Origin of the sequence: Streptomyces sp. ISL-94 (genome assembly GCF_018614075.1) — a bacterium.
Taxonomy (GTDB): domain Bacteria; phylum Actinomycetota; class Actinomycetes; order Streptomycetales; family Streptomycetaceae; genus Streptomyces.
Map to the genome: position 1 here is coordinate 42,479 of NZ_JAGGOZ010000065.1, position 24,317 is coordinate 66,795.

The following is a 24,317-nucleotide window of genomic DNA, read 5'->3' on the forward strand; positions in this document are numbered from 1 at the left end:
GGTCGGAGGGGTGGATGGCCGGCGGGCGCGCGACCCTCGGCGCGCGCCCGCCGGAGCTGCTCAGCGCACGCTGCGGATCGGGAGGATGGCGAGCGCGCCGATGAGGGAGAGGGCCCCGCCGACGAGGAACAGCGGGGTGTAGCCGCCCAGGCCGGTGACCACGGCCGAGGCGACGAAGGGGGCGATGACCTGCGGCCCGGCATTGGCGATGTTGAGGACGCCCATGTCGCGGGCGGCGTCCTCCGCCCGGGGGAGGACGAGCGTGACGAGAGCCGTGTCGACGGCCATGAAGCAGCCGAAGGCGAGGCCGTTGAGGGCACTGAAGACGAGCATGCCGGTCCAGGTCGGGCTGATCACCGGGACCGCCATGACGAGCCCGGCGAGGGCGGCCGATACGCCGACGAACACCTTGCGGCGGTTCCACCGGTCGGACAGCAGGCCGCCCAGCAGGGTGGACACGGCCATCGCGACCATGGAAACGGGGGTGAGGACGGCCATTGCGCCGGGCGGGGTCAGTCCGGCGGGCAGGGTGATGTGGTCGTCGAGGATGTAGAGCTGGTAGCCGACGACGGAGAAGTAGCCGAGGACCATCAGCGCCCGGCCGATGAAGGCCCACCGGAAGTCGTGGTGCGACAACGCCGAGAGGAAGGCGGCGAGTTGTCTCCCCTTGGGCTCCCGCTCGGTCGGGGCGGGGTTGGCGGCCTCGGTGCGGGGGACGTCCCGGCAGAAGGTGGTGAGCAGCAGCGCGGCCAGGGCGATGACGGCGCCGAAGACGAGATAGCCGGACCGCAGGTGTTCCGAGGTCTGTGAGGCGATGAGCACGCCGGCCGTACCGCCGATGGGCAGGCCGAGGCCGACCAGGGCGGACGCGGTGCCACGGCGGGCGGCGGGGATGCGGTCGGGCACGATGGCGGTGACGGCCGCCTGGTAGATGTTCATCGTCGCCTGGACCAGGCACCAGCCGATGCCGACGAGGAGCGCGGTGCCGACGCTGCCGAGGAAGGCCAGGCCGGCGAGCGACCCGAAGGCTCCGCCGAGGATCCAGGGGCTGCGGCGCCCACTGCGGTCGGACAGGGCGCCGGCGACCGGGTTGAAGGCGGTCGCGAAGACCGCGCTGATCCCGCCGATGAGGCCGAGGACGGCGACTTTGCGGACGGGGTCGATCTCCGCGATCTGGAGCGGCAGCAGGACGGAGCCGACGCCCATGTAGACGGCCATCATGGCGGAGTTCGCGAAGAGCAGCAGGGGCAGCAGCCCCCGCCGACGGGGAGGTTCGGGAACCGCGGGAACGGGCGGACCGGCGATTTCGGGCAGGGCCATGACGACTCCTCGGGGGACCGAGCGGGAGGGGAGCGGCGAGGCGGCGGGGTCGCCGGGAGGGCGGCGAGACGGCGGGGATTCCGCCGGGGCGGTTGTTACACGTGTCACCGTCGGCGCTGGACACTGTGTAGCACCCATTTCGGGGCCCCGCTAGAGGCTGCGCGCCGTCGTTGCGCAGATCGTGACCGATGGGCGGCTGTCGATGCGATGACGTGTAACCGCCACTCGGCGGCCACCGGGCGGCGTGGAAGTGTCGTAAAACCGTCTTGCCCTTGTGGCGGCCGTCACGCATCAGCCATACTCCGTGCCGCAGCGCGACCAGCCCTGCCGATCGGGCCGCGCCGGCCCTCCCCGGCCACCGCCGAGACCGGTAGCCCGTGGCGCCGCGCCACAAAGCGCGAGCCCCGGAATCGCTCTCTGGCCACCGCCGGGGGCCGGTAGCCCGCGGCGGCGCATCACGAGGCGCGAGCTCCGGCTCGCCACCCGACGCACCATCCCCGCAGGGTGCGGGACCATCGCAGCCGACCGCGGCGACCCCGCGTCCCGAGCCCGCTCCCAGCCGGAGCGGCAGGCGCCGTCCCACCCGCGGGCCGCCGCAGGCAGGGCGCCGGCACTCGAAGGGGGTGGCGAGCGCCGACGCTCCGGCGGGCGGGCCCGGCGGCTCGGTCGGGCTCGTGCGAGTGACAGCGCAGTGCATGTCAGGCGGGGCATCGCCGGGGCTCCCCGGAACGGGGTCCGGCGAGGTGCTTGGCGGAGACGTCCACACCGGGCCTCAGCCGGACCGGATCCCCATCCGCCGGAGGACGTGCGGCTCCGGCGCCTCCGGGGTCCGGCCTGCCGGGCCTGCCCACCCAGGGCCGGCCCACCTCGGGCCGGCCGTAACGCCAGGTCGGTTCGGACGGAGCGAGCCCAGCCCGGCCGGGCCCACCCCGGCCGGCCGAGCCCAGTCGGGGCTGGCCGGTCCGGCCGGTCCGGGAGTTCAGGCCGGTCATGAGCCGCCACGGGCCGGGCCGGCCCATACGTTCGGCCCGTCCCGGCCAGGCGGCAGGCCTGGGCCCCCTAGTTTCGGCCAGCCAGGCCAGCCAGGCCAGCCAGGCCAGCCAGGCCGTCAGGCCGTCAGGCCCGGTGACCGGCCAGGCCAGCTCGGCCGGCCCGGGCCAGCCCACCCAGCCCACCACCCAGCCCACCCAGCCCACCCAGCCCATCAGCCGGGTCAGCCGGGCCAGCCGGGTCAGCCCACCCAGCCCACCAGCCGGGCCAGCTGGGCCAGCCCGGTCGGCCGGGTCGGCTGCGCGCACGTTGGCCGCTTCGCGGCTTGGTGGGTGGCCGGGTGTTCCTCGACCTTCTCTCCCCCTTCCCCGTATTCGCCCCCGGGCCCCCAGGGGCCCATCGCGAAAGGCACGCCATGGCGACTTACCGGCATCCTCTTCCGGCCGCTCCGCCCCGTCACGCGCTGGTCTGCGGGGTCGGTCTCCTCCTCGTATCGCTGCTCGTGGCGCTGTGGCTCCGGGTCTCCCCCCGGCCCGCCTTCCAGAGTCTCGACGACCAGTGGGCCGCGTCCCTGGACGGTTCCTCCGCCGGTGGCGGTGAGGGCTGGGCCATCGTTCTGGACCGGCTCGGCGGGCCGTTCGGGCTGGTGTTGCCGCTCGCGCTCGTCGGCTGCCTCTGTGTCTACGGGCGCTGGCGCTCCGCTCTCTTCGTCCTCACCGCCGCCGTCGGCGCGAACGTCCTGGTGGTGCTGCCGCTCAAGCAGCTCGCCGACCGGCCCCGTCCGCCCCACCCCTCGGTCCTGGTCAACGACGGCTCGTATCCCTCCGGCCAGGTGTTCAGCGCGGTGATCCTCGTGCTCGTGGTCGCCGTCGTCGTGTTCCCGCCGCGGGCCCGCCGCTGGTGGTGGCCGGTCGGCGCCGCGTACGTCCTCGCCATGATGGGCAGCCGGACCTGGCTGCACGCCCAGTGGCTCAGCGACACCTGCGCCGGCGTCCTGCTCGGTATCGGCACGGGCCTCGTGCTGTGGCGGGCCTTCGCGCCGCTCCTACGGACGGAAGCCGAGCTCATGGCATCCGACAGCCTGTGGCTGTGAGGCACGGGACCGCCGTTTTATGGAGAATCATTGACGGTCGCGAAATGTTCGCAATATTCTCTGGTGTCGGCGCGCACCTCCGCGCGCAGCCAGGAAGGATTCGACCCATGGCTCACTCCGCTCACTCCGCAGCCGAGGACCGAACGGTGGCCGACCTGCCGGCAGGGCGGCTCCGCGGTGCGATCGAAGGCGGCGTCGCCGTCTTCCGCGCCGTGCCCTACGCCGCCCCGCCCGTCGGCGGCCTGCGCTGGCGGCCCGCGCGGCCGCACCCCGGCTGGCACGGTGTGCGGGACGCCACCGCCGACGGCCCCAGTGCCCCGCAGATGTACCAGGAGGGTGGCGACCCCGTGCTCGGCGGGCACGGATCGCCCCCGTTCGACGAGGACTGCCTGACCCTCAACATCTGGACTCCCGCCGCCGACGGCGCCCGCCGCCCGGTGCTCCTCTGGATCCACGGCGGCGGCTTCGTCTCCGGCTCCGGATCGCTGCCCGGCTACTCCGGCGAGACCTTCGCGCGCGACGGCGACCTCGTCGTCGTGAGCATCAACTACCGGATCGGCCCGCTGGGTTATCTCTACCTCGGCCCGGAGGGCGGCGACGGATCCGGGCCGGCCGACGCCAACCACTGGCTCACCGACCAGCTCGCCGCCCTGCGCTGGGTGCGCGAGAACATCGCCGCCCTCGGCGGCGACCCCGACCGCATCACCGTCGCCGGACAGTCCGGCGGTGCGGTCTCCACCGCCGCGCTCGCCGGGCACCCGGAGGCCCAGGGGCTGATCCGGCGGGTGATCCTGCAGAGCCCGCCGTTCGGCCTGGACCTCCCCGACCCGGAGGCGTACCTGGAGCGCACTGCCGCCTACCTGGAGCTGGCCGGCGTCAAGGACGCCGAGGAACTGCGGGCCCTGCCCTGGCCCGCCCTCATCGGAGCGGGCGGCGGGCTCTTCGCGCGGACGATGCGCTGGGGCTACTGGCCCACACCTTTCCTGCCCGTGATCGACGGGACCAGCCTGCTCCGCCATCCGGCTCGGACCCTGCTGCACGGAGCGGCCGCCGACCTCGACGTCATGATCGGCTGGACGCGAGAAGAGGCCAACTTCGGCTTCGCCCTCGACGAGGGGTACGCCGCCGCCACCCGCGACCGGGTGACGAGCCGGATTGCGGAGACCTTCGGGGCCGAGGCCGCGCCCGGGGTGTACGCGGCGTACGCGTCGGCCCGCCCCGGGGCCCGGCCGGCCGATGTGCTCATGGACCTGATCACCGACGAGCTGTTCCGCGTCCCTTCCGTACAGCTCGCCGAGGAGCGGGCCGCGCTGGGCCGGCCCGTCTGGGCCTACCAGTTCGACCTGCCCACGCCCGCGTACGAGGGCCGGCTCGGCGCCGCGCACTGCCTCGAACTCCCCTTCGTCTTCGACAACTTCGACCAGTGGTCGCACGCCCCCTTCCTCGCCGGGCTCGCCCCCGCCGTCCGCGACGGCCTCGCGCACTCCATGCACCAGGCCTGGATCGCCTTCGTCCGCACGGGCGACCCGAACCACCCCGACCTGCCGGACTGGCAGCCGTACGACGCGCACGCGCGCACCACCATGCGCTTCGACTCGGTCGTCACCCCCCTCGGCGACCCCGCCGCCACCTCCCGGCTCCTGCACCAGTCCGCCCGCCCCGACCGCACGAGTGGGCACGCCCCCGCTCGCTTGATTTAACTCGTGTAACCTGAAAGGAGGTGCGCGTCGGCCGGATGCGCGTCGAGCAGCGCGCTCTGCCAGTGCCGCGAGTGCAGCGAGTGCAGGCAGCGCACGCAGCGCAGCAGCGCAGGTCGAGCAAGAGGAGTGTCGAGGGACGTCATGGCCAAAGACACGCACGTCCGCGCGTCCATCACCAGCGCCGACGTGGCCCGCCTCGCGGGAGTCTCGCGCGCCACGGTCTCCTTCGTGCTGAACGACACCCAGGGCCACCGGGTCAGCGACACCACCCGCGCCCGGGTGCTCGACGCCGCCGATCAGCTCGGCTACGTACCGCACGCCGCCGCCAGGTCCCTGCGCGCCGGCCGCAGCAACCTGGTCCTGATGCCCGCGTCGATCTCCGCCGTCGGCCGGCTCGTCAGCGACTGGATCGACGACCTGCACAGCGAGCTCGACCGCCACGGCTATACGGCCGTGCTCCACGCGGGCCGCTTCGCCGACCCCCTGGACGCCGCCCGGGCCTGGGCCGAACTGCGCCCGGCGGCCGTCGTCGCCCTCGACGGAGACCGCTTCACCGCCGAGGCGGCCCGGCTGCTGGGCCGTGCCGGGGTGCGGGGTCTGCTCGCTTTCGCGGCCCGCCCCGTCGAGGGCGTGTTCACCATCGGTTTCGACCACGCCCGGATCGGCGCCACCGCGGCCGAGCACCTCATCGCCCGCGGCCGGACCCGGATCGGCGTGGTCATGCCCGCCGAGCGCGGCCTCGGCACGCTCGCCCAGCCGCGCCTCGCGGGCGCCGAGTCCGTCGCCGCCCGCCACATGGCCACCGTCACCGCCGTGGAGCTGTCCTACACACGGGAATCGGCGACCGCCCTCGCCCGCCGGTGGCGCGGCCTCGGCCTGGACTCCGTCTTCGCCTACAACGACGAGTACGCCGCCCTGCTCCTGCACGCGCTCCAGGCCGAGGGCATCGTCGTCCCGGACGAGGTGGCCGTCGTCGGCTCCGACGACCTCGTCCTCTCCGCGATCCAGCAGCCCGCGCTCACCACGGTCCGGCTGGACATGCCTTCGGCCGCGCGGATCGCCGATGCCCTGCACGCGCTGATCGAGACCGGCACGGCCCCGCCCGTACCGGCCGTCGAGGCCGTGCTCGTCCAGCGCCAGACGTCCTGAAGGGCCGGGGGAAGCAGCCGCTTCCCCCGGCCCCGGCCGGACCGCACCCGTCAGACGGCAGCGCGTTCCGGGACGCCCGCGGCCGCCCCCCGGCGGTCGAGGACTCGTACGTGTTTCCCGGCTTCCCGGGCGAGCGCGGCCCGGCACAGCCACCACGCCAGCAGTCCCGTGCCCGCGCCGGCGGCGGCCCCGGCCACCGTGTCGCTGAGCCAGTGCGCGTGCAGCCACGTCCGGCTCCACATCATGGCCAGTGTGAAGACGGTGCCGGCCGGCCACCACGCCCGCCGCCGGGCGGCCGGGACCAGCAGGGCTCCGATGAGGACGACGAACAGCGCCGCCGTGGCCGCGTGACCGGACGGGAAGGAGCCGTGGTCGACGCGGACCAGGGGGTTCGCCGGGCGCGGCCGGTCCACCAGGTGCTTGAGCCCCTGGATGACGGCCAGGTTGCCGCTGGCGTAGACGAGGAAGAGGAAAGCGGCGGACGCCCGGCGCCCGCGCACGAGCAGCACGGCCAGCAGAGCGAGCGGGACGACGACGCCGAGCGGTCCGCCGAACCAGTTCAGCACCGCGGCGAGGGCCGCGTACGGCCCCCCGTGTGGGCCTCCCATCCAAGCCAGCCAGCGGTCGTCCAGGCGCTGAAAGGGCGGATCGGCGACGTCCGAGCGGACGACGAGGGCCAACACTGCGGCAGCCCCCAGGAACAGGAGGGCCGAGGCGAGCACGAGGACGCCGGGGCCGTGCGGGGCCTCGTCGCCGCGGCTACGCCCGTCGGGCCGCTGGTCGGGCCGCCGGTCGGGCGTGTCAGGTCTGTGGGGCGGGGTGGTGGCGTGGTTCATCGCTGCCTCTCGCGGCCGTGCGGGTGCTGAGGGGACGCGGGGGCGCGGGCCCGGCGGGCGCCGCGCCCCGCGCGGTGGAGCAAAGAGGGTGGTCAGACGCTCGCGCCGAGGTGACCGGCCAAGAAGGCGACGCTCTCCGCGACGATCCCGGCGATGTCCGGCGAGCCGAGGAAGATGTGGTCCGCGCCGTCCACCGGCCGCAGGGTGACCTCGCCCCCACTGGTCCGCAGCGCCGCGGCGAGCGCCTCGCTCTGGCTGTACGGGACCAGGCCGTCACGGGTTCCGTGCACCAGCAGGAACGGCGGCAGGTGCGGACCCCCGGCGTACGTCACGGGGCTGGCGGTCCGCGCCAGCGCCGGGCGCTCGGCCTCGGTGCCGCCGAGCAGGGAAACGTACGGATCGGGGAACTCCACACCCGACGGCATCGGCGGCATGGGGTGGGCCGCCAGGGCTTCGAGGTCGGAGCAGCCGTACCAGTCGACGACGGCCAGCACCCCCGTCTCGCCGGTACCGACACCGGCCGTGCCTTCGAGCGCCGCGCCGTCCGGGGTGCCGGAGCCGACGAGGCCCGCGAGGGCCGCCAGGTGGCCCCCGGCCGACTCGCCCCAGACGCCGATCCGGTCCGGGTCGATGCCGAGGTCGCCGGCGAACGCGCGGACGTAGCGGATCGCGGCCTTCACATCGTGCAGCTGGGCCGGGAAAGGGGCTTCGAGGCTGTGCCGGTAGTCGATGGAGACCAGCGCGAGGCCGGCCGCCAGCACCGCCCCGTGCAGCAGCGCGGCGGGCACGGTCGGCGGCGGGTAGCGGCGGTCGCCGTCCAGCCAGCCGCCGCCGTGGATCCACACGACGGCGGGGAACGGCCCTTCGCCGGCGGGGACCTGCACATCGAGCAGCCGGGGACGGTAGCCGGGCGTGGTCGCGTACGTGACCCCGTCGAAGCGGCGGACGCCGTCCGGGCCGGTCGCGGGCGGCACGGGGGACTGGTACGGCGGGGGCGGCCAGGTCATGTCGGAGACGTCGAACACGGCCGGGGGCGATGGGGTCATTGCGGCCCTTCCAAATCGGCGCGGCCAGGGTTGGCCGGCGGGTCCACGTGCGGGCTCAGGTTTCGTGCGCTTTGTCCGAAATCCTTGCGCAAGTCATCCGGGTGGACTTACGGTGTTGAAGCGAAGCGTTACACGTGTCACCAAGACTCTAGCGACGCATTTCCACTGACTACAAGCCCAGAGGCGCTCTGACTTCCGGGCCCGTTACACGAGCCGCCCAGCAGGGGCGTCGCCCCTTCCCCTCCGGGAGCACGTCATGCTCACCAGCAGCGCCATCAGCGACACCCTCGCCCCCAGTGCCATCGCCGCCACCCGTGCCGCCGCCACCCCCGCCCGCAGCGGCAGCAAGAACTTCACCCACTGGGTCACCGATCCGGTGGCGGCGACCGTCCCCCAGGTCAGGGCCCGGGTGCGCGCCGCGCTCGAGGGCTGGCGCGTGTCCCCCGACGAGGCGGACGTCCTGCTGCTGGCCGTGAGCGAACTCGTCGCCAATGTCGTCCGGCACGCGGGCGCCGGCCGGATGCGGGTGGGCGTGGCCTCCGGCGGCGGATGGCTCCGGCTGGAGGTCGCCGACCAGGGCGCTGCCCTGCCCCGACTGCCCGCCCCTTCCGCGGTGGTCGACCCGGATTCGGAAAGCGGCCGGGGGCTGCTGCTCGTGCAGCTGCTGGCCGCCGACCTCGGCGGGGACCTCGCCCTGACCGTCGATGAGTTCGGAAAGGCCGTCCGGGTGCGCATCCCGGCGTCACGGATACCGCCCCCAGGCACCTGCGCCGAGACGTCCTGACGGACAGCAGCCATGCAACAACACGCCTGTTTCCGCCCCCCGCTGCTCCCTGACCGAGGTGCCGCCCATGGAGCTCTCCCCTTCCGCGCACGCCGATTCCTTCTGCCGGGACCGGCTGCCGCCCTTTTCCCTCTGGCCCGAACTCCACTTCGATCTGGCGGAGTTGGACTATCCGGACCGGCTCAACTGCGCCGGCCGACTGCTCGACGACGCCGTCGAGCAACGCGGCCCCGACCGCCCCTGCCTGCTCACCCCGACCGAACGCTGGACCTACGGCGAGCTACAGCTCCGGGCCAACCAGGTCGCCCAGGTGCTCACCGAGGACCTGGGCCTGCGACCCGGCAACCGCGTCCTGCTGCGCGGCCCCAACAACCCCTGGCTGGTCGCCGCCTGGTTCGGCGTCATCAAGGCGGGCGCCGTCGCCGTCACCACCATGCCGCTGCTGCGCGCCGCCGAACTCGCCGAGCTCCACGACATCAGCCGGCCCGCGGTCGCGATCTGCGACCACCGCTACGCCGGGGAGCTCGAAGCGGCCCGCCTCCCCGGGCTGAGCGTCCTCACCTACGGCGGCCCGGCACCGGCGGACCTGACCGCGCGCTGCGCCGCCAAGGACGGCCGTTTCGCCACCGTGGCCACGGCCGCGGACGACGTGGCGCTGATCGGCTTCACCTCCGGTACCACCGGCCGCCCCAAGGCCACCCTGCACTTCCACCGCGACGTGCTCGCCACCGCCGACACCTTTTCCCGGCACGTTCTGGCGCCCCGCCCGGACGACGTCTTCGCCGGCACGCCCCCGCTCGCCTTCACCTTCGGGCTCGGCGGACTCGTGGTCTTCCCCCTGTCCGTCGGAGCCGCGACCCTGCTGATCGAGCAGGCGACCCCCGAGCGGCTGGCCGACCTCGTCGCGGACCACGGGGTGACGGTGCTCTTCACCGCGCCCACGGCCTACCGCGCGATCATGGCGGCCGGGGCTGCCGGCCGGCTGGCCGGCCTGCGCCGCTGCGTGTCCGCCGGAGAAGCCCTGCCCGCCGCGGTGTGGCACGGGTTCCGCGCCGCCACCGGACTGCGCATCATCGACGGCATCGGCGCCACCGAGATGCTGCACGTCTTCCTCTCGGCGTCCGACGAGGACATCCGGCCGGGCTCCACCGGCCGCCCCGTGCCCGGCTACCGCGCCGCCGTCGTCGACGAGCACGGTGATCCCGTCCCCGACGGGCAGCCCGGCCTCCTCGCCGTCACCGGACCCACCGGCTGCCGCTACCTCGCGGACCCGCGCCAGGCCTCGTACGTGAGGAACGGCTGGAACATCACGGGCGACACCTACATCCGCGACGCGGAGGGCTACTTCTGGTACGTGGCGCGCAGCGACGACATGATCGTCTCCTCCGGCTACAACATCGCGGGTCCCGAGGTCGAGAAGGCCCTCGCCGCCCACCCCTACGTCGCGGAGTGCGGTGTCGTAGGGGCCCCGGACGAGCGCCGCGGCACCGTAGTCAAGGCGTACGTCGTCCTGCGGGCCGGCGCACCGGCGGGCGAGGCGGCGGTCCGCGAGCTGCAGGCCCACGTCAAGCGGGCCATCGCCCCGTACAAGTACCCGCGCGCCGTCGAGTTCGTCCCGGACCTCCCGCGCACCGGCTCCGGAAAGCTCAAGCGCGGCGAACTGCGCATTCGGGCCCGCACCACCACCACCACCACCACCACCGCCGCAGCCACCGCCGCCGCCACCACCGCAGACAGCCAGCCGACTCCGCCCGCCCCGGGCCGGCCCTGACGCAGCAGGGGCAGGGTCACCGCCGGGATCGACAGCCGTGCACGGCGACCCACTCGCCCGCCGCCACCCTGCCCTGCGCCACCACGGCCCGGAACGCCGTCGCGAACCGGCAGCCCGGCCCGGCCGCGGTCGCGTACGACAGCTCCCCGGGCACCGCCACCAGATTGACGTCGGCGTGGTCGAGAGCCCCGTAATCACCTGTCCGGCCTCAGCAACCGCCGTTGCGGTTGTCGTCGTCGCCGCCGTCGGCAGCGGCAGCGGCCGCAGGAACGGGGCGGCGGCCGGCCCGGCTCAGGGCCAGGGCCGCCAGGGCCTGCGGCGCGCCCGCCTGGCCCCGGATCCCGGGGAAGGCGTTGATGTCGACGATGAGCGGGGTGCCGCCACCCGTGTCGATGATGTCCACGCCGTAGACGTCGAGCGAGAACACCGCCCCGGCCCGCCGCACCAGATCGGCCCAACCGGCGGGCAGTTCGTCCACCGCGACCGGCCGGGCGGGACCGCGCTCCCCGGGCGAGAGTTCCGAGCGGCGCAAGGCGGCGAAGACCCGGTCCCCGATCGCCCACAGTTTGTGGTCCCAGCCGCTGTTGGGGGCGAATTCCTGGACCACGACCGGCTCCTGCGGCCAGGAGGCCGCCAGCTCCCGCAGCACCGCGGAGTCGTCTACCCGGGCGACCAGGTCCAGGCGGCGGCTCTGGCGGCTCTTGACGACGACAGGGGTGCGCAGCGGTGCGGCGCCGGACGCCCACGCCGCGAGGGAGTCGTACGTACGGGTGCCCGCGAACGGCAGGCCGGCCCGCGTGGCCAGCTCCGCCATGGCCGTACGGTCCTGACAGAGCGCAGTGGCCGCGGCCGAGTTGACCACGGGAACCCCGCGCCGCTCCAGCTCCCGGGCGAGGGCCAGCGCCTGCGGTGTCCTGGACTTCAGCAGGTACAGGTCGGCCGGGTCGTCGGGCACGGCGGCGGCCGCGTTCGGATCGAGCGGCTCCACCTCGTGTGCGGCGGCGAGCAGCGCGGTCGTGGAGGCCAGCAGCGGATGGCCGGGTTCCGGGGTGATCAGGCCGATCCTCACGCGCCGTCACCCGCCCGCGCGGACGCCTGTGCCGGGATGGAGACGGGCAGCGTGTACGGCCGCGCTGACGACGTCGGCGGGGGCGGCGCGCCGCCCGTGCGCGCCAGCCCGAGCACCGCCCGGGCCACCCGCGCCGCCGCGTCCGGCACCTGGCGGAAGCTCGGGAAGTCGTTCACGTCGACGACGACGGGCCCGTCCGGGCCCAGCAGCACGTCCACCCCGTACAGGTCGAGCCCGTACACCGCCCCCACCTGCGCGGCGATCGCCGCGACCTCGGCCGTCAGCGGCACGCGCCGCTCCCGCACCGAGGGATCGGGGTGCAGCGGGGAGCAGCGCTCGGTCGCGAACAGCTCCCCGCCGACCCCGTACACCTTGATGTCGGTGCCCGAGTTGGGCACGTACGGCTGGGCGATGAGCATGCCCTCGCCCGCGAGCGCGGGGAGCATCGCCGCCAGCCGCTCCGGCGAGGACACCAGGTGCACGGCGCGTCCGGAGCTGCCGTCGGCCGGCTTCACGACGAGGGGGTACTCCGCCGCCGGTATCTCCCCGAGCAGCTCGGGGCAGGCAGCCGCGTAGGTCGGGGGCAGCGGAAGCCCCCGGGCGCGGCCGATGGCGGCGGCCAGCGCCTTGTCCCGTACGCCCCGGATCGAGCGGGCGTCGTTGACCGTGGTCAGCCCGGCGGCGGCCGCGGCCTCCAGCAGGGTCAGCCCCGGGCCGCCGGAGACCGTCTTGAGCACCCAGGCGTCGTGCGCGCCCGCGTGCACCGCCTCGGTCATGCGCAGCAGCGAGCCGCCCGGCCGCACCACGTCGACCTGGTGGCCCCACGCGGTCAGTTGCCGGATCACCTCGTTCGGCATGCCGTCGTGGCGGTAGAGCTCCTCCACCAGGAAGCAGAGCCTCATGGACCTTCCCCATATTCCCCGGACGTCCGCCGATCCCGCCCGGCGAGTTGTGACGTCACAGGATGTCATGGACCGCAATGTGATGATCGTCCCGCGTCGGCGGGGCTTGCCCCGCCCCGCGGGGCCGGGCGGACTTCGACGAAACGACCTGCGGTCGGGCCCCGTGTGACACCCGCCGGGCCCGCCGTCATTCCTTGTACGTCGTCGTGTCCAGCGCCGCGTCGCACACCTCCGGCTCCGGGTGGCGCCGCAGCGCCCTCAGCTGCTCGCGCCACTCCGGCGGCCAGTCGTGGCCCACCCGACGCCCGAGAGGAGCGCCACGGCGAACAGCCCCGCTGCCGTCCCCCCGTCGGCCGCGAGGGTCCGTACGAGCTCCAGGGTTCCGGCCGGATCCGGCGCCGGGTCCGCGCTCTTGTGGCGCTGGTCCAGTACGGCCGCCGTTGCCGCGGCCATCACCGGCCGGCCCTCGTGCGCCGCGGCCAGCTCGCGCAGCGCCGCCAGGCGCGCCGGTGCCGGTGCCTGCGGGTCGACCGTGCGGACCAGCAGCTCCACCCGCGTGCCCGTCAGGGACGGCTCGCCGGCCAACTGCCCGGCAAGGGCGGCTGCCAGGCCGATGTCGTCCCCGACCGCCTTCGTCGTCAGCCAGTGCAGCCGCCACCGCGCCGGGAGGTCGCCGTCCTTCTCGGCCTCCGGCCCGTCCCCGGCGCGCACGGCGGCCAGCAGAGACTCGACCGTACGGTGGAGGAGGCTGCCGGCTGCGGCCCCGCCGACCGGGTGCTCCAGCCCCGACCCGGCGATCTGCCCCAGCACCTGCGCCGCGCCCCGCCATCTCCGGTCCCGGCGGGACACGTCGCACACAGCCGCCCGCACCGTGTCGCCCGCCCCGGGCGCGTACGCGATCCACCGGGGCAGTCCGTGGACCGCCATGAAGGACGCCTGCGGGTCGGGTGCGGTCGCGAGCACGGCCACCAACTCCCCGTAGCGCGCCCGGAATTGCGGTGCCGCATCCAGCGGAGCCGTCCGCAGGATCGCCTGCCGGGCCGCCGCGTTGCCGGTGGCGGCCGCGGCCTCCAGCAGCTCCCAGGCGGGGTCGAAGGCCAGCAGCCGCGGAGCCAGGGCCACGGCAGCGGCCACCACGTCGGCGTCCCCGGCCGGGTCCAGCAGGCCGTCGGGCAGGTCCGCCAGCCGGTCCGGCGCCGTCCCGGCCGACGCCCGACCGGCCGCGTACAGCGCCACTCGGGCCCGGAAGTCCGAGCCGTCGCACCGCCACAGGGGGAAACAGAGGCGGCCCTTTAATCTCAGATTCTCGCTCCGGTCTCAGTATTCGCCGCCGAACACCGGATCGACCGAGCGCGGACGATCATCGACGGATGGGGGTTCAAGTCCCTCCTGCGCCTCTCCTCGTGGCGCGGTAGTTCAAAGGCAGAACACGGCGATCTAAGAATGATCCGCGGCTCTCAAACGCCGCCGGTGTGCGCCATCGGGTGGCAAACAGGAGCCCGGGAGCTGGACATGCTCCCGGGCTCCGTCACCTCCTCACGTCCTCGGCCCGTCTGCTACACCGGTACGGACACGAACGCCCTGCCGGCCTCGTTCTCGACCAGGATCGCCTTGACGTCGGCAGGGTCCACGGCCGCCGAGCCGTCCAGCGCCGCGCCCTTGCCCTCGCCGTTCTCCTGGCTGCCCACGACCCACCCGCCGGCGGTGGTCCGCGTACCGTCCTTGGCGACCACGACCAGCCGGCACCGCTCGCCCGGCGGCACCCCGGTGACGGCCGCGTGCACCCTGACCCACCGGGCGGCCGGGGTCATCTGCACGGTCAGCCGCGCGCCGGTGGCCGGATCGGTCGCCGAGCCCAGCCTGGTCCCGGCCGGCAGGGTCGAAGGGGCCGTCGACACCGTCGGGGACGGCAACGGCAGCGCGACCGGCCCGGGATCCCCGGCGCCCAGCTGCGTACCCACCCAGAACACGGCGGCCAGCGAGGCCGCCGCGGCCAGTCCGGCCAGTCCCACACGGCGGCGCCGCGCACCGGCCAGCTCCCCGCGCATCTCCCGCAGGGTGCGCTGGAGCAGCAGGTCACCGCCCTGCGGCGATCCGTCGAGGAACGCCTCCTCGGGCACCTCGCCCAGTGCCGCCTCCATCTCGCGCAACGCGGCCACCTCCTGCCGGCACTGCACGCATCCGCTCATGTGCTCCTCGACCCGGCGGACCTCCTCCTCGTCCAGGACTCCGAGCACGTACGGGCCGAGCTGTTCCTCCTCGTGCCGCTGCCGGTTCATGCCACCACCTCACGCAGTGCGGCGGGCTGCTGGGGCGGCCTGCCCGATCGATTGCCGTTTCTGGACGTCCTGTCCCTGGCACTGTTGTCCCGGAAGACCTCGCGCAGGGCTTTGAGCGCGTAGTGCGAACGCGATTTGACCGTCCCCGCCGGGATGCCGAGGCGGTCGGCGGTCTCGGCGACGCTGAGCTGGCGGTAGTACAACTCCGTCAGCACGTCACGGTGTTCCGGCGACAGCTGGTCGAGGGCCCCCAGGACCGTCATGGTGTCCACCACGGAGTCGGCGTGGTCCGCCTCCACCGGGGGAGCGGCCGAGGCCCCGGAGACCTCGGGCGGCCGGGCGGCCTTGGCCCGGTAGCGGTCGGTGATGATGTTGCGGGCCACCGTCAGCAGCCAGCCGCGTACCGAACCCTTCCCGTTGACCAGGACCTCGGAGTGCCGCCAGGCCCGGATGAGCGTCTCCTGGACGACGTCCTCGGCGGCGGCCCGGTCCCCGGTCAGCCGGGTGGCGTACGCGAGCAGGGCGTGACCGTGCTCCTCGTACACCGACTTGATCAGTGCCTCATCGGTCGAGCCCCGCCGAGTGCGGGGCCACAGCGGTCCGGCCATCTCACCCTCTCCGTCTTCCTCGCATGAGTGGTGCGGTCGGAACACGCCCGCCGGACGGCTCCGGTTCATGTGGCGTAGGTCACTCCCATCCGGCAGTCGCGGCCCTCGTTGAGGCAGTCGCCGACCGCCGCCATCTGGCGGTCGGTCATCGCGTTCACGAACATCCCGTGGTCCGTCCTGGCGAGAACCGGCCCCGTCGGCGGGCGAATTGTCCGTGCGTGCTTGCCGTGCGGGCCGGCGGCCGCACAGAGTACGGCCCATGACGACCGCCATGACGCCCGCCGAGCTCCTGGACGCCTTCGCCCGTACCCGCGCCTCGCTCGACGGCGCCGAGGTCACCTTCTGGTGGACCGGCGACGTCCACTCCTGGGCCCCGGGGGAGCCGTACGAGCGGCTCTTCGGCTTCGAAGGGCTGAACGTCGCCCGCCTGACCGCCGACGAGGAAACCGGAGGCTACCGGCTGCTGTCCAGGGAAGCCGCGTTCTACCTCGACCCCCGCACCCGGGAGATCGCGGAGACCTGGCAGGACAAACCGGTGGTTCACGTCTGGAACGACCCCGCGAACCAGCAGTGGCGGCCCTTCCCGGTCCCCGTGACGGAGCTGGGCGACCAGGTCTGCTTCAGCCTGGAGATCCCGCTGGCCTACCCGTCGCCCCTGCCGGTGGCGGACTACCCGGCCCAGTCGGCCGACGACACCTACCGCGCCCTGGAGCTCTTCCAGTTCTTCGCGCCGGCGGCCGCCCTCACCACCGACGCCCCGAGCGTCCCGTCGACGATGTCCTGGACCCGGATGTCGCCGTGGCTGCCGTGGATGGAACAGGGGCAGCGCCCCGGCGGTCTCACCTTCCACTGCCGGGGCCGCAAACTCGGCTCCCACGCCGAGGTCCCCGAGCGCACCCGCGCGTACATCGCCGACCGGCACCCCGAGTTCGCCCACGCTCCGGAGAAGTGGAGCGACCCGAACGAAACCAGCTGGACGTACTACCGTAAACTCCTCCCGCCCCGCCCTTAGCGGCGGTTCGAAGGGCGGCGGTAGGACCCGAGGGGGGAGCGGCAGGGGGCGGACAAGGGTTTTCCCCGTATCCGGTTCATCTCCGCGTTGCCTACTGTCTGCCCACCGGCGATCTTCCCCAGGTCACGGCCAACGCGCCCACCCCACATGGCGTGATGCCGCGCGGCCCGGGGAATCGCCGGCACCGCCGTTGCCCAGCCCCGCCGTCGCGGCCGGGACAACGTGGCGCGCGGCGGCGCCGGGGGGAGTTCGACCAGCTCGCCCCGGTTCCGCAGCCGCCGGTACACCTCCCACACTGCACCGACCGGCCGATCCGGCCTGCCCGGAACGGCCCGCGAAAGGGAACAACGTGCACGCATCCAGACGTAGGCTCATATCCGTGGTGGCGATGTCCGTCACCCTGCTCGCGGGCTCCGCCACCGCCGCCGTGGCCCTGGCCGCCGAGACCCCCGCGGCCCCGGCCGCCTCGGCCGCCACCCCCGCCGCCCCGGTCCAGAACCTCATCGTCGGATACAAGGCCTCCGCCACCGAGGCCAGCTCCAACTCCGCGGCCGCCGACGACGCCGCCGCCAAGGGCAAGAAGGCCGGCAAGAAGGCGACGTTCGACCGCCGCCTCGGCACCGGAGCCGCCCTCGTCAGCCTGGGCGGTACCACCGCCCCCGCCGACGCCGCGAACGTCATGGCCCAGTTCCGCGCCGACCCGGACGTCGCCTACGTCGAGCCGGACACCCGCGCCTACGCCACCGCCGTCACCCCGAACGACACCGAGTACGCCAAGCAGTGGGACCTCTTCGAGGCCACCGCCGGCATGAACGTTCCCGCGGCCTGGGACAAGACCACCGGCTCCGGCGTCACCGTCGCCGTGATCGACACCGGCTACGTGGCCCACTCGGACGTCGCGCCGAACATCGTCGCCGGCTACGACTTCATCAGCGACTCCACCGCCGCCCGTGACGGCAACGGCCGCGACAGCAACGCCGCCGACCAGGGCGACTGGAGCGCGGCCGGCGAGTGCGGCACCGGCTCCACGGCCAGCAACTCCTCCTGGCACGGCACCCACGTGGCGGGCACCATCGCCGCGGCCGCCAACAACGCCAAGGGCGTCGCGGGCATCGCGTACAACGCGAAGATCCAGCCCGTCCGCGTGCTGGGCAAGTGCGGTGGCGCCACCTCCGACATCGTCGACGCCATCACCTGGGCGTCCGGCGGCTCGGTCCCCGGCATCCCGGCCAACGCCACCCCCGCCAAGGTCATCAACATGAGCCTCGGCGGCTCCGGCGCCTGCGGCACCAGCTACCAGAACGCCATCAACGCGGCCGTCGCCCGCGGCACCACCGTCGTCGTGGCTGCCGGCAACAGCAACTCCGACGCCAGCGGCTTCTCGCCCGCCAGCTGCGCCAACGTGGTCAACGTGGCCGCCAGCAACCGCACCGGCGACCGCTCCTTCTACTCCAACTACGGCTCGATCATCGACGTCGCCGCCCCGGGCGGTGAGACCCGCCGCGCCACCGACACGCCCGGCACCGTCACCACCCCCGAGAACGGCATCCTCTCCAGCCTGAACTCCGGCACCACCACCCCCGGTTCCGAGATCTACAAGCCCTACCAGGGCACCAGCATGGCCGCCCCGCACGTCGCGGGCCTCGCCGCGCTCCTCGTCGCCGCCAAGCCCTCGCTGACCCCGGCGCAGATCGAGTCGGCGATCAAGGCCAACGCCCGCCCGCTCGCCGGCACCTGCACCGGCGGCTGCGGCGCCGGCCTCGCCGACGCGGCCGCCACCGTCACGGCCGTGACCTCGACCCCGACCACCCCGGTCTTCGAGAACACCGCGGACGTGGCCATCGGCGACAACACCACCGTGGAGAGCCCGATCACCGTCAGCGGTGTGGCCGGCAACGCCCCGTCCACCCTCAAGGTGGGCGTGAACATCGTGCACACCTACATCGGTGACCTGAAGGTCGACCTGGTGGCCCCCGACGGCACCGTCTACACCGTGCACAACCGGGCCGGCGGCAGCGCCGACAACATCAACACCGTCTACACCGTGAACGCCTCCTCCGAGGTCGCCAACGGCACCTGGAAGCTCCGGGTCAACGACAACGCCGGCGGCGACACCGGCTACATCAACTCCTGGAACCTCACCTTCTGATCCTGACGGGCCGATAGTACGGACCAACAGAGCCCGCGGACCTGCTGATACACCTCGTATCGGCAGGTCCGACGGGTTTTCCGGGCCTCTGGCTGATTTCTGCGTCACAATGCGGGCCCACCCGGCATCCGACCTCGTATTGTCGCGTTTCACAGGAAGGGCACAGGGGAACCGGAAGGCTGGTGGCTGTGCGTGGTGGCGGCGACGGGGCACGCTGACACAGGTGTCGGACACGGCGAACTGATCAGGGCGGTCGACCGCGCCCTGACCGAGCACGGCCGCGCCCTGCTCACCGGACCCGCCGGAGCGGGCAAGACCGAGGTGGTCCGCGCCGTCGCGGCCGCCGCCGCGTCCCGCCGCGAGACCGTACTGCGGCTCGCCCCGGAGGCCGCCGACCAATGGATACCCGAGGCCTCCGCCGCCGCCCTGCTGGCCTCCGTCCCGGGCGCCGCGCTGGAACGGCTCTCCGGCCCGCAGCGCACCGCCATCGCCCTCCTGTGCCGCGAGGCGGACGCCCCCCGCGCCGGCCGCGACCACGTCGCGCTGCGCCTCGCCGTCGTCGAGGTGCTCCGCACGCTCGCCGCCCGCCACCCCGTCCTCCTCGTCCTCGACAACGCCCAGTGGCTCGACGCCGAGAGCACCGACCTGCTCCGCTTCGCCCTGCGGCTCACCCCGCCCCGCGTGCGGGTCCTCGTCGCCGAATGCGTCCAGGGCGGCGCACCGGTCGGCGAATCCCTCTGCGGGACGGGGACCCCCTCGATTCGGGTGCCCCCGCTGGGCGCCGACGAGGTCGCCGAACTCCTCGTCCGCCACGGGCTCCCCGCCCGCCTCGCCGGCCGCATCCACCAGGCCAGCGGCGGCAACCCCCGGCTCGCCCTCGCCCTCGGGCACTCCCTCGCCGAAGCCGCCGGCTCCCGCGACGGGGGCGCCCACCACGCCGACACCCTGCCCGTCTCCGGACAGGCCCGCGAGGTGGCCCGACGGCTGCTGGCCGAGGCCCCCGCCCAGGCCCGCCGCACCCTGCTCCTCGCCGCCCTCGCGACCCGCCCCACCACCGCCCTGCTGCGCCGGGCCGGGCGACCCGACGCCGAGGCGGAGCTGGCCGAGGCGGAACGGGCCGCACTGGTCCGGGTCGGGGAGGACGGCACCGTGGAGTTCACCGCCGGCGCCCTGCCCACCGCACTCGCCGCCGACGCGGGATGGCCGGAACGCGCCGCCGGACACGCCGCGTTGGCCGCTGCCGTCGACGACCCGGTCCAGGCCGTACGCCACCGCGCGCTGGCCGTGGACACCCCTGACCAGTGGCTCGCCGCGGAGATCACCGAAGCCGCCGCGGTCTGCCGCCGCCGGGGCCAGCGGGCCCTCGCCGCCGAACTCGGCCTGCTCGCAGCCGAACGTACGCCGTGCCACCTGCCCGGCGAGCAACTCGCCCGGCTCGTCACCGCCGCCGAGGACGCGGGCTGGGCCGGCCGCGCCGACCTCGCGCGCCTCGCCACCCGGGCCGTCCTGGCCCGCGACGCCTCGCCCGCCGACCGGGTACGGGCCCGGCTCGCGGTCATCGACGCCGCCGGGCAGGCCCTCGGCGCCCTCGACGAGACCTTCGCGTACGCCATGGACGAAGCCGCCGGGGACCCCTCCCTCCAGGCCGCGGTCCAGCTGCGGATCGCCTGGAAGCACAACCTCAGCGACGGCGACCCCGTCCGCTCCCGCGACGCCGCCGCCCGGGCCGGCGCCCTCGCCGCGCTCGGCGGCGACCGGACCGCCCAGGCCATGGCCCTGACCGTACGGGCCCGCATGGGCCGCATCCTCGGGGACCCGGGCGCCGAGGCCATCCTGGCCGAAGCCCTCGCCCTGCCGGCCCCCGAGGTGCCGCTCGGCATGCGCAACGCGCCCCAGTACCTCGCCGTACGCCACGCCCTCTTCGACGACCGTCTCGACGACGCCCGCAACCAGCTGATGGTCCTGCTGCCCGCAGTCCAGCGCACCGGCTCCGCCGAGGACGTCTTCGAGGTCCTGCGCAGCCTCAGCGAGGTCGAACTGCGCAGCGGCCGGTGCGCGCCCGCCTCCGCCCGGGCCCGCCAGGCACTGGAGCTGACGATCGAGGCGGGCCTCTCGCCCGGCCCCGCCTGGTACGTCGCCGCGATGGCCGAGGCCGCGGGCGGCAGCTTCGCGCGCGCCGCCGGATACGCCCGGCGCGGCATCCAGGCCTCGCAGGAGGAGCACGACCAGGTCTTCCTCTCCCGCAGCCTGCACGCGCTCGGCCTCGTCGAACTGGCCACCGGCGAGGCGGCGAAGGCGGTCGCCACCCTGCGCCGGGTCGCCGAACTGGAGGCCGCCCAGCAGGTGGTGGACCCTTCGATCCTGCGCTGGCACGGGGAGCTCGCGGAGGCCCTGGTCGCCGCCGACGCACCCGACGAGGCCGCCCGCCTGATCGACTCCGTCCGCACGGTCGCCCGCGGCCTCGGCCGTACCGGGGTCGTCGCCGCCCTCGACCGGGCCCGGGGCCTGTGCCTGTCCGCCCACGGCGAGGCCGACGAGGCCGTCCGGGTCCTGGAGGCCACGGCGCAGCGGTTCGACCTCCTGGGACTGCCGCTGGAGCGCGGGCGCACCCTGCTCGCGCTCGCCCGGGTGGAACGCCGCCGCCGGCGCCGCGCACCGGCCCGCGCCGCGCTGCTGGCGGCGGCCGGCGTCTTCGAGCGGGCGGGAGCCACTCCGTGGACGGAGCTTTCCAGGGAGCCCGCTCCCGGCGAGGCGGCCGGCCGCCCGGAGGTGGCGGCCATCGCGACCCTGACCGAGGCGGAGACCCGCCTCGCGCTGCTCGTCAGCCAGGGGGCCAGCAACCAGGAAGCCGCGGCGAAGCTGTTCCTCAGCGTCAAGACGGTGGAGGCACGCCTGACCCGCATCTACCAGAAGCTCGACGTCCGCTCCCGGGCCCAACTCGCCACGTCGCTCGCCCGGTCACACGGAAACGCGCCAGCGTAGCAGGCTACGCCGGCGCGGGGCCGCAGGACCGTGGGGGTCAGCTCCCATGCGAGAGGCTGCCCGACAGGACCGGGATGTCGTCCACGAGGTGCGAGAGCGGCTCGTCTCCCTTGGCCTGGGTGGAGTTCTCGGCGCACTGCTGGTTCTGGGGGTTCGACAGGACGGGGATGTCCTGGACGCCCACGTTGATCAGCAGCAGGATGGACTGCACGTTGGCCTTGGCCGGCAGGCCGGTGCAGAGTTGTTGAGGGAGCCCTGGACCAGGCCGGCCTGGGGGCTCAGCGCACCCTTGGTCTCCTGGTTGCCGTAGATCTGCTCTTCGCCGTTGCCGTTGACCGTCTTGACGCCGTTGTCGTTGCCGATCGCCATCGCGGGGCGGCGGCCGCGGCGCCCACACCGATCACGGAGGCGGTGCCGCGGCGGTGACCAGGAACTTCTTGAGCATCCGGGGGATCCTTCTGTCGCTCTGTCGCAGTGATGGGCGCCCTTGGGGGACGCCCTGATCAACTGCCGGCGACGCTCGGGGTTGTCCCCACTCACCCGGGTGGCCCGGCACGCCGGGGCAGCCCGGTCCCGCCGCCGTGACGGCGAGACGGAGCACCTCGTGTGAGGGTCAGCCGGTCTTGCGGCGGACCTTCTTGTTCTTGCCGCCGGGGCCGCTGCTCGCACCCTGGACCTTGGCGCGGCTCTGGTGGGCCTGCTGGGAATGGGCGTTCGCGGCGTTGCGCTCCAGCGCCTCCCGGAACTTGCGCTTGGCCTCGTCGGCCGGTGATTCGTCCTGCGGGGTGTCTGTCTCGTCAGCCATGTGTCCTCCTGGGGGTTGTCAAGCCGTTTCAGTCTGTCAGCTGGCGTGCCCGCTGACCAGCGAGTTCCGTGTGACCAGCTCCTGGGGCAGGTACGGGGAGCCCACCGGCACGGGCCGGCCCATGCGCCGGGCGTGGCAGACCAGCGCCAGGACGTCCGGGCTGAGGGCGGCCTCGGGCTCCCGGCCCAGGGCGCCGACCTCGTGGTGTTCCCGGTGCTCCTCCAGCGCGTCCGCCGGCGCCCGTGCGAAGCCTTCAGGTCGCCCTCGATCTTTACGGGCCGGCATAAGAGGGGTCGTATACAGACCGTTGGCCCCCAAGGATGGCTTTGGGAGGTCATAAGTTCTGCTGATGAGGTCATAACCCTGTACCGGGTGCCGGGTTAGGATTGCCTTCGCTTAGGGTTCCCTTGATCGATTGTGCTGTCGCTCGAAGGGAACCCTTGCCATGCCTCGCCCTCTGCGAGTAGCAATCGTCGGTGCCGGCCCCGCCGGGATCTACGCCGCCGACGCGCTGCTGAAGTCCGAGGCCGCCGCCGAGCCCGGTGTGTCCATCGACCTCTTCGAGAAGATGCCGGCGCCCTTCGGTCTGATCCGTTACGGCGTGGCGCCCGACCACCCCCGCATCAAGGGCATCATCACGGCCCTGCACCAGGTGCTCGACAAGCCGCAGGTCCGTCTCTTCGGCAACGTCGACTACCCGAACGACATCAGCCTCGACGAGCTGCACTCCTTCTACGACGCCGTGATCTTCTCCACCGGCGCCACCGCCGACCGCGCTCTGAACATACCGGGCGTGGACCTCGACGGCTCCTACGGCGCCGCCGACTTCGTCTCCTGGTACGACGGCCACCCGGACGTCCCGCGCACCTGGCCGCTGGAGGCGGAGAAGGTCGCCGTGCTCGGCGTCGGCAACGTCGCCCTCGACGTCGCGCGCATCCTGGCCAAGACGGCCGACGAGCTGCTGCCGACCGAGATCCCGCCGAACGTCTACGACGGCCTCAAGGCCAACAAGGCGCTCGAGGTGCACGTCTTCGGCCGCCGCGGTCCGGCCCAGGCCAAGTTCAGCCCCATGGAGCTGCGGGAGCTGGACCACTCGCCCACCATCGAGGTCATCGTCAACCCCGAGGACATCGACTACGACGAGGGCTCGATCGCGACCCGCCGCTCCAACAAGCAGGCGGACATGGTCGCCAAGACCCTGGAGAACTGGGCGATCCGCGACATCGGCGACCGCCCGCACAAACTGTTCCTGCACTTCTTCGAGTCGCCCACCGAGGTGCTCGGCGAGGACGGCAAGGTGGTCGGCCTGCGCACCGAGCGCACCGAGCTCGACGGCACCGGCAACGTCAAGGGCACCGGCCAGTTCACCGACTGGGACGTCCAGTCCGTGTACCGGGCCGTCGGCTACCTCTCCGACGAGCTGCCCAAGCTCCCCTGGGACGTCGAGTCGGGCACGGTCCCGGACGAGGGCGGCCGCGTGATCGAAGCCGGCGGACACCGCCAGTCGACGTACGTGACCGGGTGGATCCGGCGCGGTCCGGTCGGCCTGATCGGCCACACCAAGGGCGACGCGAACGAGACCGTCGCGAACCTGCTGGCCGACCACGCGGAGGGCCGCCTGCACACGCCGGCCGAGCCCGCGCCGGAGGCCGTCGAGTCCTTCCTCGCCGAGCGCAGCGTCCGCTACACGACGTGGGAGGGCTGGCACCGGCTCGACGCGGCCGAGAAGGCCCTCGGTGAGCCCCAGGGCCGGGAGCGCGTGAAGATCGTCGAGCGCGAGGACATGCTCGACGCGAGCGGCGCCTAGTGCTGTGACCGGAAA

20 protein-coding genes and 1 pseudogene are annotated in these 24,317 nt (G+C 73.9%); 9 read left to right on the forward strand and 12 right to left on the reverse strand.

What is annotated here, in order from left to right:
- Positions 1-60 precede the first annotated feature (60 nt).
- Positions 61-1,320: an MFS transporter gene (locus J7E94_RS20895; protein WP_215017611.1), complete on the reverse strand. Its 1,260-nt coding sequence runs from the start codon at positions 1,318-1,320 to the stop codon at positions 61-63.
- Between the two features lie 1,405 nt (positions 1,321-2,725).
- Here J7E94_RS20895 and J7E94_RS20900 point away from each other — a divergent pair.
- From J7E94_RS20900 to J7E94_RS20910, 3 genes are all read left to right on the forward strand, one after another.
- A complete protein-coding gene (locus tag J7E94_RS20900; RefSeq protein ID WP_215017613.1) occupies positions 2,726-3,403 on the forward strand; it encodes a phosphatase PAP2 family protein in 678 nt (225 codons plus the stop codon).
- A 107-nt stretch (positions 3,404-3,510) separates the two neighbouring features.
- Complete coding sequence (locus tag J7E94_RS20905; RefSeq protein ID WP_215017615.1) at positions 3,511-5,103, forward strand: carboxylesterase/lipase family protein; 1,593 nt, start codon at positions 3,511-3,513, stop codon at positions 5,101-5,103.
- Positions 5,104-5,244: 141 nt separating this feature from the next.
- The gene (locus J7E94_RS20910; RefSeq protein ID WP_215017617.1) at positions 5,245-6,252 is read left to right on the forward strand and encodes a LacI family DNA-binding transcriptional regulator; all 1,008 of its coding nucleotides are present in this window, start codon (positions 5,245-5,247) and stop codon (positions 6,250-6,252) included.
- 50 nt (positions 6,253-6,302) lie between these two features.
- Here J7E94_RS20910 and J7E94_RS20915 read toward each other — a convergent pair whose 3' ends face one another.
- Together J7E94_RS20915 and J7E94_RS20920 are read right to left on the reverse strand one after the other, a co-directional pair.
- Positions 6,303-7,088: a phosphatase PAP2 family protein gene (locus J7E94_RS20915; protein WP_215017619.1), complete on the reverse strand. Its 786-nt coding sequence runs from the start codon at positions 7,086-7,088 to the stop codon at positions 6,303-6,305.
- 92 nt (positions 7,089-7,180) lie between these two features.
- A complete protein-coding gene (locus J7E94_RS20920) occupies positions 7,181-8,134 on the reverse strand; it encodes an alpha/beta hydrolase (RefSeq protein WP_215017629.1) in 954 nt (317 codons plus the stop codon).
- Between the two features lie 256 nt (positions 8,135-8,390).
- On the opposite strand from J7E94_RS20920, the gene J7E94_RS20925 reads away from it, so the two are divergent.
- On the forward strand, positions 8,391-8,918 hold the full coding sequence (locus J7E94_RS20925) for an ATP-binding protein (RefSeq protein WP_215017631.1): 528 nt from the start codon (positions 8,391-8,393) through the stop codon (positions 8,916-8,918).
- A 67-nt stretch (positions 8,919-8,985) separates the two neighbouring features.
- Entirely contained in the window at positions 8,986-10,689 is a 1,704-nt protein-coding gene (locus J7E94_RS20930; protein WP_215017633.1) for an AMP-binding protein, read from the forward strand.
- A gap of 16 nt (positions 10,690-10,705) precedes the next feature.
- Here J7E94_RS20930 and J7E94_RS20935 read toward each other — a convergent pair whose 3' ends face one another.
- From J7E94_RS20935 to J7E94_RS20960, 6 genes are all read right to left on the reverse strand, one after another.
- Positions 10,706-10,843, reverse strand: coding sequence for a hypothetical protein (locus J7E94_RS20935; protein ID WP_374224476.1), 138 nt, complete (start codon positions 10,841-10,843; stop codon positions 10,706-10,708).
- Between the two features lie 54 nt (positions 10,844-10,897).
- Complete coding sequence (locus tag J7E94_RS20940) at positions 10,898-11,758, reverse strand: RimK family alpha-L-glutamate ligase (protein ID WP_215017635.1); 861 nt, start codon at positions 11,756-11,758, stop codon at positions 10,898-10,900.
- Positions 11,755-12,660: a RimK family alpha-L-glutamate ligase gene (locus J7E94_RS20945; protein WP_215017637.1), complete on the reverse strand. Its 906-nt coding sequence runs from the start codon at positions 12,658-12,660 to the stop codon at positions 11,755-11,757. Before J7E94_RS20945 ends, J7E94_RS20940 begins: the two co-directional genes overlap by 4 nt.
- Before the next feature lie 258 nt (positions 12,661-12,918).
- Positions 12,919-13,896, reverse strand: coding sequence for a hypothetical protein (locus J7E94_RS20950; RefSeq protein ID WP_215017639.1), 978 nt, complete (start codon positions 13,894-13,896; stop codon positions 12,919-12,921).
- Between the two features lie 320 nt (positions 13,897-14,216).
- The gene (locus tag J7E94_RS20955; protein ID WP_215017641.1) at positions 14,217-14,939 is read right to left on the reverse strand and encodes a zf-HC2 domain-containing protein; all 723 of its coding nucleotides are present in this window, start codon (positions 14,937-14,939) and stop codon (positions 14,217-14,219) included.
- Positions 14,936-15,547, reverse strand: coding sequence for a sigma-70 family RNA polymerase sigma factor (locus J7E94_RS20960; RefSeq protein ID WP_215017643.1), 612 nt, complete (start codon positions 15,545-15,547; stop codon positions 14,936-14,938). Before J7E94_RS20960 ends, J7E94_RS20955 begins: the two co-directional genes overlap by 4 nt.
- A gap of 259 nt (positions 15,548-15,806) precedes the next feature.
- Between J7E94_RS20960 and J7E94_RS20965 the strand changes: the two genes are divergently transcribed.
- The 3 genes from J7E94_RS20965 (at position 15,807) to J7E94_RS20975 (ending at position 21,690) form a co-directional block, all read left to right on the forward strand.
- Positions 15,807-16,559 (forward strand): DUF1838 family protein, encoded by a 753-nt coding sequence (locus J7E94_RS20965; RefSeq protein ID WP_374224477.1) that lies wholly within the window; start codon positions 15,807-15,809, stop codon positions 16,557-16,559.
- A gap of 388 nt (positions 16,560-16,947) precedes the next feature.
- Positions 16,948-18,708 (forward strand): S8 family serine peptidase, encoded by a 1,761-nt coding sequence (locus J7E94_RS20970; protein ID WP_215017661.1) that lies wholly within the window; start codon positions 16,948-16,950, stop codon positions 18,706-18,708.
- Positions 18,709-18,900: 192 nt separating this feature from the next.
- Entirely contained in the window at positions 18,901-21,690 is a 2,790-nt protein-coding gene (locus tag J7E94_RS20975; RefSeq protein WP_308345400.1) for a LuxR family transcriptional regulator, read from the forward strand.
- 37 nt (positions 21,691-21,727) lie between these two features.
- On the opposite strand, the pseudogene J7E94_RS20980 reads toward J7E94_RS20975, so the two are convergent.
- From J7E94_RS20980 to J7E94_RS20990, 3 genes and pseudogenes are all read right to left on the reverse strand, one after another.
- A pseudogene (locus J7E94_RS20980) lies at positions 21,728-22,135 on the reverse strand (rodlin).
- 168 nt (positions 22,136-22,303) lie between these two features.
- A complete protein-coding gene (locus J7E94_RS20985) occupies positions 22,304-22,495 on the reverse strand; it encodes a DUF5302 domain-containing protein (RefSeq protein WP_215017645.1) in 192 nt (63 codons plus the stop codon).
- 36 nt (positions 22,496-22,531) lie between these two features.
- A complete protein-coding gene (locus J7E94_RS20990) occupies positions 22,532-22,780 on the reverse strand; it encodes an Imm49 family immunity protein (RefSeq protein ID WP_215017647.1) in 249 nt (82 codons plus the stop codon).
- Positions 22,781-22,940: 160 nt separating this feature from the next.
- Here J7E94_RS20990 and J7E94_RS20995 point away from each other — a divergent pair, with 160 nt between their 5' ends.
- A complete protein-coding gene (locus J7E94_RS20995; protein WP_215017649.1) occupies positions 22,941-24,302 on the forward strand; it encodes an FAD-dependent oxidoreductase in 1,362 nt (453 codons plus the stop codon).
- Positions 24,303-24,317: the final 15 nt, after the last annotated feature.

Bases quoted from the DNA above. Each gene is read 5' to 3' on its own strand.
- J7E94_RS20970 (WP_215017661.1), top strand. From the start codon at position 16,948: ATGTCCGTCACCCTGCTCGCGGGCTCCGCCACCGCCGCCGTGGCCCTG.
- J7E94_RS20960 (WP_215017643.1), bottom strand. From the start codon at position 15,547: ATGGCCGGACCGCTGTGGCCCCGCACTCGGCGGGGCTCGACCGATGAG.
- J7E94_RS20895 (WP_215017611.1), bottom strand. From the start codon at position 1,320: ATGGCCCTGCCCGAAATCGCCGGTCCGCCCGTTCCCGCGGTTCCCGAA.
- J7E94_RS20905 (WP_215017615.1), top strand. From the start codon at position 3,511: ATGGCTCACTCCGCTCACTCCGCAGCCGAGGACCGAACGGTGGCCGAC.
- J7E94_RS20945 (WP_215017637.1), bottom strand. From the start codon at position 12,660: ATGAGGCTCTGCTTCCTGGTGGAGGAGCTCTACCGCCACGACGGCATG.
- J7E94_RS20900 (WP_215017613.1), top strand. From the start codon at position 2,726: ATGGCGACTTACCGGCATCCTCTTCCGGCCGCTCCGCCCCGTCACGCG.
- J7E94_RS20955 (WP_215017641.1), bottom strand. From the start codon at position 14,939: ATGAACCGGCAGCGGCACGAGGAGGAACAGCTCGGCCCGTACGTGCTC.
- J7E94_RS20995 (WP_215017649.1), top strand. From the start codon at position 22,941: ATGCCTCGCCCTCTGCGAGTAGCAATCGTCGGTGCCGGCCCCGCCGGG.
- J7E94_RS20915 (WP_215017619.1), bottom strand. From the start codon at position 7,088: ATGAACCACGCCACCACCCCGCCCCACAGACCTGACACGCCCGACCGG.
- J7E94_RS20925 (WP_215017631.1), top strand. From the start codon at position 8,391: ATGCTCACCAGCAGCGCCATCAGCGACACCCTCGCCCCCAGTGCCATC.
- J7E94_RS20985 (WP_215017645.1), bottom strand. From the start codon at position 22,495: ATGGCTGACGAGACAGACACCCCGCAGGACGAATCACCGGCCGACGAG.
- J7E94_RS20990 (WP_215017647.1), bottom strand. From the start codon at position 22,780: ATGCCGGCCCGTAAAGATCGAGGGCGACCTGAAGGCTTCGCACGGGCG.
- J7E94_RS20910 (WP_215017617.1), top strand. From the start codon at position 5,245: ATGGCCAAAGACACGCACGTCCGCGCGTCCATCACCAGCGCCGACGTG.
- J7E94_RS20965 (WP_374224477.1), top strand. From the start codon at position 15,807: ATGACGACCGCCATGACGCCCGCCGAGCTCCTGGACGCCTTCGCCCGT.
- J7E94_RS20930 (WP_215017633.1), top strand. From the start codon at position 8,986: ATGGAGCTCTCCCCTTCCGCGCACGCCGATTCCTTCTGCCGGGACCGG.
- J7E94_RS20920 (WP_215017629.1), bottom strand. From the start codon at position 8,134: ATGACCCCATCGCCCCCGGCCGTGTTCGACGTCTCCGACATGACCTGG.